The organism is Streptacidiphilus melanogenes (assembly GCF_000787835.1).
Lineage (GTDB): Bacteria > Actinomycetota > Actinomycetes > Streptomycetales > Streptomycetaceae > Streptacidiphilus > Streptacidiphilus melanogenes.
Genome location: NZ_BBPP01000009.1, coordinates 239,046 through 250,802, shown reverse-complemented (window position 1 = coordinate 250,802; position 11,757 = coordinate 239,046). Strand labels below are relative to the sequence as shown.

The 11,757-nt window shown below is 75.1% G+C and carries 5 protein-coding genes; 4 read left to right on the top strand and 1 reads right to left on the bottom strand.

Annotated features, from left to right (window positions below):
• The 4 genes from TR49_RS13460 to TR49_RS13445 form a co-directional block, all read left to right on the top strand.
• On the top strand, window positions 1-2,130 hold a 2,130-nt coding region (locus TR49_RS13460; RefSeq protein ID WP_052434266.1), incomplete at its 5' end, for a helix-turn-helix domain-containing protein.
• 596 nt (window positions 2,131-2,726) lie between these two features.
• On the top strand, window positions 2,727-3,875 hold the full coding sequence (locus TR49_RS13455) for a metallophosphoesterase (protein ID WP_042381209.1): 1,149 nt from the start codon (window positions 2,727-2,729) through the stop codon (window positions 3,873-3,875).
• A 94-nt stretch (window positions 3,876-3,969) separates the two neighbouring features.
• Entirely contained in the window at window positions 3,970-5,160 is a 1,191-nt protein-coding gene (locus TR49_RS13450; protein WP_042381208.1) for an ArgE/DapE family deacylase, read from the top strand.
• Between the two features lie 147 nt (window positions 5,161-5,307).
• A complete protein-coding gene (locus TR49_RS13445; RefSeq protein WP_042381206.1) occupies window positions 5,308-7,380 on the top strand; it encodes a SpoIIE family protein phosphatase in 2,073 nt (690 codons plus the stop codon).
• Between the two features lie 40 nt (window positions 7,381-7,420).
• On the opposite strand, the gene TR49_RS13440 is transcribed toward TR49_RS13445, so the two are convergent.
• The gene (locus TR49_RS13440; protein ID WP_160311596.1) at window positions 7,421-11,716 is read right to left on the bottom strand and encodes an amino acid adenylation domain-containing protein; all 4,296 of its coding nucleotides are present in this window, start codon (window positions 11,714-11,716) and stop codon (window positions 7,421-7,423) included.
• Window positions 11,717-11,757: the final 41 nt, after the last annotated feature.

Below are 11,757 nucleotides of genomic sequence, written 5' to 3'. Positions count from 1 at the left end.
GAGCCCGGGCGGCGCGGCACGCCGCCCGCGCCGCCCGGGCTCCGCGCGCTGCCCGCGTCGAGTCTGCGCCTGCTGGCCGCGATGGCCGTGCTGGAGGGGGCCACACCGCTACCGGTCCTCGCGGCCGTCGCCGGCGTGGCCGATCCCGTGGCCGCGCTCGACGATCTGGTCAAGGCCGGATTCGTGGCCTGGCAGCCCCGCGGACTGGTCGAGCCGGTCGCCATCCGCTCGCAGGCCCAGCGCGAGGCCGTCTACGCCCGCCTGCCCGTGGCGCTGCGCCGGGACGTCCACCGCGCCGCGGCCGCACAGCTCAGCGGCGTCCAGGGTTTCCGCCACGCCGTGCTCGCTGCCCGCTGCCCCGACGCGCGGCTCGCCGCCCGTCTGGAGACCGAGGCGAGGCGCTACCACCGGGCCGGGGACACCGAGCGGGCCGGAACGCTGCTGCTGTGGTCCGCCGACCTGTCGACCTCCCGACCCGACCGGGAGCGACGGCTGCTGACCACCGCCGGATGGGGCATGACAGCGCCCGCCGCCGGATGGTCACCGGCGCTGGCGGAGCAACTCGCCCCGCTCGCACCGAGCGTGCCGCGCAACCTGTTCCTGGGCCGGCTCGCCGCCCGCCAGGGCCGCCACCAGACCGCGCACGCCCTGTTCGACCAGGCCAGGACCCTCGCCGGGGCGCTCCCCGCCCGGGCGCGCGCTGAGGTCGAGCTCGCCGCCGCGGCGCTGCTGGCCGACACCGCGGACCACGAGGCCCAGGAACGCGTCGCGCTGTCCCTGCTCGCCCACACCGGGCTCGGCGACCGGCTCGGAAACCGGTCCGGAAACCGGTCCGGCGACAGGGTCGGCGACCGGCTCGGCAGTGGGACGCGGCAGTGGGCGGTGTACTTCGCGGCGGACGCCCAGGGAAGGATCCACCGGACCCCGGACGCGGCGCTGCGCCGGCTGGCCCTGCTCGCGCCCGACCTCGGCACCAGCCCGACCGACCGGAGCGGCCACGGCATCCTGCGCTGGGCCCGCGGCATGTGGCTGGCGCAGAGCGGCAGGCCCGCCCAGGCCGTGGGCGACCTGAGGCAGGTCCTCCTGCACGAGGGCGACGCCGACGTCGAGGCGGTGCGCGCGCTGTCGCACGCCTACCTCGGCTTCGTCCTGTTCCAGCTCGGGGACTGGCAGTCGGCGCTGCGCGAAGCCGGCGAGTCGACGCGGGTGGCCGTGGCCCGCCGGGACGTCCGCGACGGCATCCCGGCGGCCGCCCTCACGGCGTGCCTCTGCGCCCTGCGCGGTGAGTGGGGCGCGGCCGCCCAGCAGGTGCGGTCCGTGACGGCGGATCAGCGCGCGCACGGCCCCGCCCACTACGCGGTGTTCCCGGCGCTGGCGGCGGCGTGTCTGGCCCACGCCCGTGGGGAGCCGGGCCGTGTGCTCACCGCGCTCGCTCCGGTGAGCGCCCGGCCGGACCTGTTCGGGCTGCACCACGCGTGGTGGCGTCCCCTCCAACTGCAGGCCCTGATCGACACCGGGCGGCTCGGCGAGGCGCGCTCCGCGCTGGCCGCGCTGCGCGACGTCGCCGGGCCCGGCTCCAGCTTGACGGTCGTCCTGACCAGGCTTCAGGCCCGGCTCACTGCGGCCGAGGGCGGCGCGGCCGCGGCAGCCGGGCAGCTGGCCGCTGCGGTCGGCAGCACCTCGGACGCGGACCCGCCGTTCAGCCTGGCCGAGCTCGAACTCGACTACGGCCGCCTGCTGTTGCGGGCCCGGCGGCGACGCGAGGCCAGCCGCTGGCTGCTGTCGGCGCAGGCGCGCTTCGCCGATCTCGGCGCGCTGCCCTTTGCAGACCGCTGCTCGCGGCAGCTGCGGGAGACCGGCGTCAGCGTGTCCGCGAGCGGCATCGCGTCGGGCGATGCGGACGACGGCGCCGGAGGGTCCGCCGGCGCCCCTCCCGCCGCTCCTGCGACCCTGACCGAGCAGCAGTACCGCATCGCCTGCCTCGCGGCGGAGGGCATGACCAACCAGCAGATCGCCGCTGCCGTCTTCGTCAGCGCCAAGACGGTCGAGTACCACCTGGGGAACGTCTTCGCGAAGCTCGGCATCCCCTCACGCCGCCAGCTGCGCGCCGGACTCGAAGCCCTGCCCTGAGCCGCCGCCTCCCGCGCGGCCGTTTCAGCGGGCGAGAATCGGGTGAGACGCCCCCTGTTCGGGTGAAGGACGTCGCAGGAGGGCCCCGCACACCGGCTCGTGCACGGGCCCCCTCGGGCCCCGGTCCGGAGATCACCGCCAGTGGCCGGGGCACAGGACGAGCGCTGGTCGAGGACGCCCGGCGTGGGCTCGAGGGCCCAGTCGAGGGCGAGGTCGGCAATGGCCTCCCAGTCCGCCTCGCCGCAGGTTAGTGGCTGCGGCCGTCGAACAGCTCGTATGCCGTGATCGCCTGGGAGTGCTTGACGTTCCTCTCGTCGTTCTCGCGCTGCGCGGCCGGGCCGGTCGACGAGGGCGGACCCGGGCGCGTCCACCGGTGACTGCCTGTCGGATGATAGGGATCGAGAGGTGGAACCGCGGATGTGAGGGGCGGCGCAGTGGCTGACAGCGAATCGATCGGATCGGGGCCGGGCCCTCGAACGGACCACGCGGGACCGGAGACCGCCGTCGCCGTCGCCGCACCGGAGGCCGGGCCGGGCCCGGATGCCGCAGGCCCGGATGCCGCGTCTTCGGAGGAGAGCCCGACGCCACGGCGGTCCGTGCGCCGACGCCTGACGGTCGTCCTCCTCATTCTCGTGTTTCTCTGCCTCCCGCCGTGGTGGACGCTGCTCGCCTCGGGTGTCGACTGGCCCTTGCCGGTCTTCCTGGCCGGGACGCTCGTCCTGGTCGCCTGGATGGTCTCCATCCCCTTCCTGATGGTGGCGGGCCACGGGGCACGCCGGGACGACCGGGCCGCGCGCGTCGCGGACACGTCGCTCGGGGTGGTCTGGGTCCTGTTCACCTGGTCGGTGCTGGGCGGCCTGGTCCAGCTCGGGCTGATCGGCCTCGGCGTCGGCGGCGTCGACCGGGCCAGGATCGTGGCCGGGGCCGTCGCCGCGGTCGCCGCCGGGCTGCTGGGCTGGGGACACCACGAGGCCATGCGCGTGCCGCGGGTGCGGCGCCTGGACGTTCACCTGCCGCGGCTCGGCGCGGGCCTGGACGGGACCCGGGTCGTCGTCCTGGCCGACACCCACTACGGGCCGATCGACCGTGCGGCCTGGTCGGCGCGGGTCGCCGACGCCGTCAACGCGCTCGACCCGGACGTCGTGGTCCACGCCGGCGACATCGCGGACGGCACGCCCACCCAGCGGCGCGAGCAGTCCGCGCCGCTGGGCACGATCCGGTCGCGGCTGGCCAAGGTCTACGTCACGGGGAACCACGAGTACGGCGGGGAGGCCCAGGGCTGGCTGGACCGCATGGCGGAGCTGGGCTGGGAGCCGCTGCACAACCGGCACGTCGTGGTGGAGCACGACGGCGACGCGCTGGTCCTCGCGGGCGTGGACGACGTGACCGCGGAGTCCTCCGGTGAGGCCGGGCACCGCGCGAACCTGCTCGGCGCGCTGGCCGGCGCGGACCCGGACCAGCCGGTCCTGCTCGTCGCCCACCAGCCCAAGTTCGTCCCCCAGGCCGTCGCCGCCGGCATCGACCTCCAGGTTTCCGGGCACACCCACGGCGGCCAGATCTGGCCGTTCAACTTCCTTGTCCGGATCGACCAGCCGGTGGTGCAGGGTCTGAGCCGCCACGGGGACCGCACCCAGCTCTACACCAGCCGTGGCACGGGCTTCTGGGGACCGCCCTTCCGGGTCTTCGCGCCCAGCGAGATCACGCTGCTGACCCTCCGGTCGGGCGGGACGCCGCCCGCCGGGTAGGGCTGGACCGGTGGGACGCGGGTGCGGCACTGTGCTCGGGCAAGCGCGCGCCTTCGGTCTCCGGAGGCGGCGTCACCTCGCCTGGAAGGACGTCATGGTCCCCGAGACAGCCGCAGCCCCCGAGACCTCCGCCACCGCAGAGTCCGCTGTCACGCCGACGGGCTTACTGGCCCGCCTGGTCGCCATCGACTCCGTCAACCCCGACCTCGTCCCCGGCGGGGCGGGCGAGAGCGCCATCGCCGACTACTGCGGCGGCTGGCTGGCCGCCCGCGGGTTCGAACTGCACCGGCTGGAGCAGCACCCGGGCCGTCCCTCCCTCGTGGCCCTCGTCCGCGGGACCGGTGGCGGCCGGGCCCTGATGCTCAACGGCCACCTCGACACCGTCAGCCTCGCGGGCTACGACGGCGACCCGCTGGAACCGCGGATACGCGACGGCAGGATGCACGGGCGCGGCACCTTCGACATGAAGGGCGGTCTCGCGGCCATGATGGTCGCCGCCGCGCGCGCCACCGCCGACGGGCCGCTGCGCGGCGACGTCGTGCTCGCCCTGGTCGCCGACGAGGAGCACGCCAGCTTCGGCACCGAGGAGGTGCTGGAGTCCTTCACGGCCGACGCGGCCGTCGTCGTCGAACCGAGCCACCTCGAGGTCACCCTCGCCCACAAGGGCTTCGCCTGGTTCGACGTCGAGATCGTCGGACGCGCGGCGCACGGATCACGCCCCGAGCTGGGCGTCGACGCGATCGCCAAGGCCGGGCACTTCCTGGTCGCCCTGGAGGACCTGGGCCGCCGCCTCGCAAAGGGCCCGGCGCACCCCCTCCTCGGCACCGGCACCGTGCACGCCTCCGTCATCCGCGGCGGCGAGGAGCCCTCCACCTATCCGGCCCATTGCCGCATCACCCTGGAACGCCGCACCGTCCCCGGCGAGCATGCCGATCGCGTCGAACAGGAACTCACCTCCCTCCTGGACCACCTGACGGCCACGGTCCCCGACTTCGCCTACCGACTCACCCGCGGCCTCCACCGCGAGCCCTTCGAGGCCGACCCGCAGGCCCCCGTCGTCCGCACCCTCACGCACCACGCCACCCTGGCCCTCGGCCACCCCCCGGTCGTGCGCGCCGAACCCTTCTGGACCGACTGCGCGCTCCTCGACCGCGCGGGTATCCCCTGCCTCCTCTTCGGCGTCGACGGCGCAGGCGCGCACGCGGCCACCGAGTACGTCGACCTCGCCTCGCTCGACCTGCTCACCGACGTCCTGACCGCCACCGTCCGGGACTTCTGCTGCTGACGCCGCCGGCCGGGCGCTCGGCGTCCGCCCGGCGGGGTGGATGCCGGGTGGCCGACTGGCTGGGGTCGGCCGGGCGGTATACACCTGAGCCAAAGGGTGTCGGCTTCGGGCAGGGTGCCCGGTGGGGCAGGGTGAAGGTGGCGGAAGGTGGCGGATGTGGGCAGCGGTGACGCTCTCGACGACGCCGAAGGAGCGGCGGAGGCGCTGCTGGACGTGCTGTTCGAGCAGTCGCCGGTCGGGCTGCACCTGCTCGACACCGACCTGCGCGTCATCCGGGTCAACGTGGCCACCCCGGCCATGCGGACCCTCCGGGAGGAGGACCTCGTCGGGCGTCCGCTGACGGAGGCCTACGGCCTCGTCGACGCGCAGGAGGTCGAGGAGCGGGTCAGGGCCGTTCTGGACGGCGGTGAGCCGCTGGTCAACCAGATCGTGCGGGCCTGGGCGGTGGACAAGCCCGAGCGCGAGCGGACGTATTCCCTGTCCGCCTTCCGGCTCCAGGACCGGAACGGCAGCGTCTTCGCCGTCGCGCTCCAGGTGGTCGACGTCACCGAGCGGGAGAATGCCCGCCGGCGGCTGCGCACCCTGGCCAGGGCGCGGGAGCGGGTCGGGCGGACCCTGGACGTGCTCGCCACCTGCCGCGAGCTGGTAGATGTGCTGGTGCCCGACATCGCGGACACCGTGAGCGTGGACGTCGTCGACGCCGTCATCCGCGGGGACGCCCCGGCGCCCGCCGCCCTCGTGCCGAGCACACCTCTGCGGCGCGCGGCGTTCCGCTCCACCTCGGGGGAGCACGAACCGCTGTATCCGGTGGGCACGGTCTACGACATCCCCGGGCCCACCCCGTACACCCAGGCACTGTCGGACCTGCGGCCCCGGACCGTGCCGCTGCTGGACGACCTGCCGTGGGTCGCGGCCGATCCGGCCCGGGTGAAGTCCATCCGGGAGCTCGGGGCGCACTCGATGCTCGTCGTCCCGCTGACCGTGCACGGCTCGGTGCTCGGCCTGGTCACGCTCTACCGCCAGGAGCCCTCGGAGGGCTTCGGCGACGACGACACCGCCCTGCTGCTCGAGGTGGCCGACCATGCGGCCCTGAGCATCGACAACGCGCGCCGCTACGCGCGCGAGCATGCTCTCGCGGCCACCCTCCAGCGGTACCTCCTGCCTCCCCGACGCATCTCGCGCACCGCCCTGGAGATCACCCCCGCCTCGTTGCTGCCCCCGGGCGGCGGACAGTGGACCGATGTGATCGGCCTGCCCGGCGCACGCACCGCGCTGGTCGTCGGAGACGTCGCCGGGCAGGGCATCCGGGCGACCACCGCCATGGGGCAGCTGCGTACCGTGATCCGCTCCCTCGCGGGCTTCGACCTGGGCCCCGACGAGCTGCTCGCCCGCCTGCACGACACCACGCTGGTGCTGGCCGGCGAGCTGGCCGACCTGCCCGCGGCGGATCTGCAGCACGCGGGGCCCTGGCTCGCGGACTGCCTCGTGGCCGTCTACGACCCGCTCTCGCTGCGGTGCACCGTCGCCCGGTCGGGCTCCGGGGGCCTGCTCGTCGCCCACCCGGACGGAACCGTAGAAAACCCCGAGATCCCCGCCGGGCCACGCCTCGGAGAGCTCGACCGTTCCCCTTTCGCCGCGGTCAGCCTGGAGGTCCCGGAGGGCGGGGTGCTGGCCCTGTCCACCCTCGCCAACGACGCCGCCGACCACGTCCACGGCCCGCGCGCGATCAAGGAGGCGCTGAGCCGTCCGCACCGGCCGCTGCAGGACCTGTGCGACGAGATCGTCTACTCCCTCCCTCCGGCGGGTTCGGTCGACGTGGCGTTGCTCCTGGCCCGTACCAAACCCTTCCCGCCCGACCAGGTCGCGGGCTGGCAGCTGGACGCGGACCCCGCCGCTGCCGCCGTCGCGCGGCGTCACGTCCGTGACCGCCTCGCCGCTTGGGACCTGGACGAGGAGCAGGCCTACGCCGCCGAACTGATCGTCAGCGAGCTGGTCACCAACGCCATCCGCCACGCGCGCGGCCCGATCGGGCTGCGCCTGATCCACGACGGCACGCTCACCTGCGAGGTCCGCGACGCAAGCCTGGCGGCCCCGCATCTGCGCCATGCGCGCACCGTCGACGAGGGCGGCCGCGGCCTGTTCATCGTGGGGCGGCTCTCGCAGGACTGGGGCACGCGCTACGCGCGTGACGCGAAGACCATCTGGGCCGAACTCGCCTGAGGCGGACCCCGGACCCCGGCCCGCGGTCAGCGGCCTGTGGTCAGCGGGCCGTGAGCCGGCGGGCCTCCGCCGCGGCCGTCGGCAGGGGAGGCCAGGGAGGCAGGGGCGGCACGGAGTCGAGATCGCCGCTCCGCTCGTCGCCGCGGAGCAGCGAGAGGTACTGCTGACGCGGCATCAGCACCGCGCCGAGCGCCCGCACGTGCGCGCTGTCGCGCTGGGCGTCCAGGAGTTCCCCGCCCGCCTCGGCGAAGCGCCGCGCCAGGTCGGCCACCGCGACCGCGCCGGCCCCCGGGCGGGCACCGAACATCGTGTCCATGCTGAAGGCGCGGCCGACCCGCACGCCGAGCACGCCGCCGACCAACTGGTCGCCCTCCCAGACCTCGTCGCTGTGCGCCAGGCCCCGCGCGTGCAGCTCGAGCAGGCAGTCCATCAGCTCGTCGGTGAGCCACACCGGCCGGCGTCCGGCCCGGCAGGCGTGCAGGACCTGCTCGAAGTCCCGGTCGGCACTGGTGGTCCAGCGCAGGCGGTGGTTCAGGGTGCGGGCGAGTCTGCGGCTGAGGTGGACCCCGTCGACGGGGATCACCGGCCGGGGGTCGGGTGACCACCAGGTGACGGCCCACGGGTCGCCCTCCGCTCCGACGACGGGGATGCGCCCGGCGCGCACCTCGGCCCCGTAGGAGGCCATGGCCGTCTCGCGGGTGCGGTCGTCGGGCGCGGGCATGGGATAGGCGCCCGCGGCGTAGGCGGCACGGACGTCGTCGGGGGCGAGGCTGCCGCCGAAGGCGACGGGCGCGTCCGCGGGGGCGTGGGAGAGGTCGAGTGCGGGCCAGGACGCACCGTCCGGCGTCGCCGGGCGGGAGGTCTTCCGGTGCGGGGGCGGGAGATAGCCCTCGCCCTCCAGGGCGTCCACGTAGCGGCCGAGCATGTCCCGGTCCACCGGGGGGATCCGCAGGCCGCTGCCGGCCAGGGCGGCCTCCGCGTGGTCGCGGCTGAAGCGCGGGAAGACGCTTTGCAGGTACATCTCGCTGACGCTCATGTCGGCGTGGTTGCAGCGGTCGACGAAGAGCGGCACGAACGGGGTCACCGGATGGGCCGGGCGCTCGGCCGCGAACCGGATCAGCGCGCCCACCCACTCGGGGTAGGGAACCTCCCGGACCGCCCACCCCCGCGTGCGCAGGGTGTCGCCCAGCACGTCCACCAACGCGGGGCGGGGGTTGGTCAGGTGGTAGACGCCCCCGGCGTGCGGGACGGCGGTGGAGATGTGGTGCACCGCGTGCGCGAAGTCGTCGGCCGGCAGCAGGTCCAGGGGCAGGTCGACGGCGGGACACAGGCCGGAGTCGGCCACGAACCTGATGAGGGCGCAGATCTCCGTCGCGGTGTTGAGGACGCCCGTGCTGAGGGAGCCGGTGACGTCCTGGAGCCGGTAGACGCTGACCGGGACGCCCACCGCGGCCGCGTGCTGCAGCAGCAGCTCCGCCACCCACTTGGACTCGACGTATCCGACGGAGAGGTAGTCGGCGTGGCCCAGGGGAGTGCTCTCGGTGACCTGTTTGACGCCCGCGGCGCCGTACCCGGCCATGACCGCCAGGCTGGAGGTGTAGTGCAGCGGGACCGACCGGGGTGCGGCCAGTTCGACCAGCGCGCGGACGGAGTTCACATTGGCGGCCCGCAGGTCCTGGTAGGGGTAGATGAAGTTGACCTGGGCGCCGAAGTGGTAGATCAGGTCGAGCTCCGCTTCCAGCGCTTCGGCGGTCTCCGCGGCGAGCCCGAGCCGCGGCGCGGCGAGGTCGCCCACGGTCGGCAGGATCCGGTCCCGCCGCCGGTCGGCGGCGAGATCCCGCCGCAGGTAGCGCAGATGGGCGGCGCGCAGCCGCTCGAAGGCCTGGGCCTGGTCGGCGGCGCGCACCAGGCAGTGGATCCGGGCTCCGGTGCGCCGCAGGAGTTCGTCGAGCATGTGCGCGCCGCACAGGCCGGTCGCCCCGGTGAGCAGGATGTCCCTGGGCCGGTGGGGGTTCGGCTCGGGGCCGCGCGTACCGGCGGCGGTCAGGTTCAGCGCCGCCTCGGCGGCGAAGTCGACCGGTGGCTGGTCGGCGCCGGTCAGTCGGCCGCGGCGGGCCAGCATCGCCTGCTCGGTGAAGGCCGCGAGGGTGGGACGGTGCAGGAGCGCGCGGGAGAGTTCGCGCACCTCGGTGATGTCGATGCCGAAGATGACGCGGGCCCGCGCCAGCATCTCCATGGCGAGCAGTGAGTTGCCGCCCAGATGGAAGAAGTCGTCCTCCTCGCGGACGTGTCCGACGCCGAGGATCTGCGACCACAGGTGTGCCATGGCGGCGTGGGGCCGGAGTGGAGCGGCCGGAGCCGGTGCGGCCGGCGGGAGGACGGTCGGCTCCGAGACCGTCGGTTCGGGAACGGCCGGTGCCGGGACGCGCGTGGCAGGAGCTCGGGCGGGAGGCGGGGCGTGGCCGGCCGTGGAGCGGGCCTGGTGCGCGGCCCGGGCCAGCGCCCGGCGGTCGATCTTCCCGTGCGGCGTGACCGGCAGGCTCTCCACGGCGGTGAACGAGGCGGGCATCATGTAGCCGGGCAGGGCCCGGGCGAGCGCGCGGCGCAGCTGGTCCGCCGTCTCGCCGTCGGGCGCGGCGTCGGGCGCGGGGCGGTAGAACGCGGCCAGATGCTGGTCCAGTTGGTCACGTTGGTCGCGCTGCTGCGCGACGACCACGACGTCGTCGACGGCCGGGTGGGCCCGCAGCACGGCCTCGATCTCCGCGGGGTCGATCCGGTGACCGCGGATCTTGATCTGGTCGTCGACGCGGCCGACCACCGACAGCGTTCCGTCCGGCTGCAGCACCCCGATGTCGCCCGTGCGGTACATCCGTCCCCCGGGGCTGTCGGCCAGGGGGTCCGGCAGGAACTCCTCCGCCGTCCGGTCGGGTTGCCGCCAGATGCCCTCGGCCAGATGGTTGCCGCCGATGTAGACCTCGCCCCGTTCGCCCGACGGCACCGGCCGCAGGTCCGGGTCGAGGACGTGGACGAGGGTGCCCCGCAGCGGGCGACCCACCGGGGCCGGGGCGCTGTCGTCCGCCGTGGCGGCCCAGGCGCCGAGGTCGCAGGTGGTCGAGGTGATCGTGGTCTCGGTCAGTCCGTAGGCGTTGACCAGCCTGGCCCCGGGAGCGTGCTCCAGCCAGCCGCGGCAGTCCTTGGCCCGGACGATCTCCCCGCCGACGACCACCAGCCGCAGCGTGTCGAGCGCGTACCGGCCGGTCCCGAGCAGGCTGAGGAGCTGGCGGGAGTAGGCGGGCGTGAGGTCGAGGGTGGAGATCCGGTGCCGGGCGACGGCGTCCAGCACCTCGGTCGGGGCCCAGGGCGGTCCGCCGGTCAGGACGGTGGCGGCCCCGGTGATCAGCGGGCCGAAGATCTGCTCCAGTGAGGTGTCGAAGCTGATCGCGGCCAGGTGCACGGCGCGGTCGCCGGGATGCCAGCCGTACCAGGCGGAGGACGCGGCCAGGGAGCCGGCCAGGGAGCGGTGGGTGACCGCGATGCCCTTCGGCGCCCCGGTCGAGCCGGAGGTGTAGATCAGGTAGGCGACGTCGTCCGGGTCGGGCTCGTCCGGCCGTGGCCGCTCCCACGGCCCTTCCCCCGGCTTGCCCACGCCGGTCACCTCGTCGACCGGGACGACCGCCGTGGTGGCGGCCCCGCGACCGGCGTCCACGGACCCGGCCGTCGCGGCGGCCTCGCACAGCCGCCGGTGGTCCTCCCCGGTGATGACCAGGCGGGCGCGTGCGTCGCCCAGCAGATGGGCCAGGCGGGCGGGGGGCATCGCGGGATCGAGGGGCAGCAGGGTCGCCCCCGTGCGCAGGATGGCGAGCAGGCAGACCACCAGATCGGCGGTGCGGTCCAGGCAGACCGCCGCCACCGTGCCGGGCACGCAGCCGCGCTCCTGCAGCGCCGCGGCGGTCACGTCGGCGCGGGTGTCCAAGGCGGAGTAGTCGAACTGGCCGCCGGCCCACAGCAGCGCCGGAGCGAGCGGCGTGCGGTGTGCCTGCGTGCGGACCAGCGCGGAGACGGTCGGCACCGGATCGCCGCGGGCTCCGCGGCCGGCGGCCCGGCCGGTCGGCGCGCCCGGCGGGCTGCGGTGACCGGGACTGAGCTTCGGCCAGAGGTACGGGCGTCCTGCGGCGAGCGCGGCGGAGGACGCGTGGGCGGACTCCGACGGAGGCCCGGCCGGGCGCCAGCCGTCCGGCGGTGCGAGCTCCGCCGGCCAGACGCCGGACTGCTCCTGGTCGTTGCGGAGCAGCAGGTACCGGCCGGGCCGTGGCGTGGGCGAGGGTCTCTGTGGCATCGCCATCCAGGGGCCTTCCAGGGGTTCGGGAGCCGGGCGGC

Coding starts and splice junctions, on each gene's coding strand:
- TR49_RS13450 (WP_042381208.1), top strand. CDS start 3,970: ATGGTCCCCGAGACAGCCGCAGCCCCCGAGACCTCCGCCACCGCAGAG.
- TR49_RS13440 (WP_160311596.1), bottom strand. CDS start 11,716: ATGCCACAGAGACCCTCGCCCACGCCACGGCCCGGCCGGTACCTGCTG.